This is a genomic window from Bacillus sp. 204(2023) (assembly GCF_037027505.1).
Taxonomy (GTDB): Bacteria; Bacillota; Bacilli; order Bacillales; family Bacillaceae; genus Bacillus; species Bacillus subtilis.
Genome location: NZ_JAXCHE010000019.1, coordinates 1 through 1,334 on the forward strand (window position 1 = coordinate 1; position 1,334 = coordinate 1,334).

Here is a 1,334-nt window from a genome sequence, read left to right on the forward strand (position 1 = left end):
AATATCAATTCCCCTGTAATAAAATAAAAGAAAGACTGAAAAGGACGGTGTCTTTCTCATGTTCCACACAAGAAACTCTTCTCAAAACACAGCCGAATTTGTTCTGCTTGACCAACTCGTCGAAGAGGATCACCTGCTTCGAAAAATTGATCAATACATAGACTTCTCTTTCATCATTGAAAAGGTTAAACCTTACTACAGTGAAAATAAAGGCCGCCCCTCACTTGATCCGCTTATTTTATTTAAAATGATGTTTATCGGATACCTCTATGGTATCCGTTCAGAAAGACAACTTGAAAAAGAAATTTACTACAATATGGCGTACAGATGGTTTCTTGGATTGAACATAAATGATCCAGTTCCGCACCACTCCACCATCAGCTGGAACAGACGCACACGCTTTAAAGATACAACCATCTTCCAAGACATCTTTGATGAGATCGTTCTTCAGGCCATCAACCACGACATGGTGGGCGGACGAGTCCTATTCACTGACTCCACACACCTTAAAGCCAATGCCAACAGGCATAAATACACAAGAAAAACAATTGCGCAGGATACCCAAAACTATATCAAGGATTTAAATGAAGCCATTCAAGAGGATCGGGAGGAACACGGAAAAAAGCCATTAACAGCCAAAGAGGAGGTGAAAGCTGAAAAAGAGATCCGCCACAGTACAACCGATCCGGAAAGTGGCTATCTGTATCGTGAAAACAAACCAGAAGGTTTTTTCTATTTAGATCACCGTACAACAGATATGAAATTCAACATTATCACCGATGCCTATGTCACACCCGGAAATGTCCATGATTCTGTGCCCTATCTTGACCGATTGGATCACCAAATCGCACGATTTGGTTTTCAAGTAGAAGCCGTCGCCCTTGATTCCGGATATTTAACGACTCCGATCTGTAAAGGATTATCTGACCGACAAATCTTTGGTGTCATCGCACATAGACGTTATCACCCTACCCGAGGGTTGTTTCCAAAATGGAAATTTCATTATGACAGTGAACAAGACAGATACATTTGTCCAAATCACCAAACACTTACATACTCAACAACTGACCGAAAAGGCTACCGGTCATACAAATCAAATCCTGAAATATGTTCCTCATGCCCGCTGCTTAAAAACTGTACAAAATCAAAGAATCAGCAGAAAGTGATTACTCGGCATGTATGGGAAGATCATAAAGAAAAGGTCAGACAAAATCGCTTGTCTGTTTCAGGAAAAAACCTCTACAAAAAAAGAAAAGAAAAAATAGAGCGAAGCTTTGCAGATTCAAAACAACTGCACGGGCTTCGCTATTGCAGGTTGAGGGGAAAACGGAATG

Annotated in this window: 1 protein-coding gene; it reads left to right on the top strand. The window is 40.7% G+C overall.

The genetic code is table 11. From position 1 onward, the window contains the following. Nucleotides 1-58: 58 nt before the first annotated feature. Nucleotides 59-1,334, top strand: a 1,276-nt coding sequence (locus tag WA279_RS20645) for an IS1182 family transposase (RefSeq protein WP_336156494.1), incomplete at its 3' end; no start/stop codon positions are given.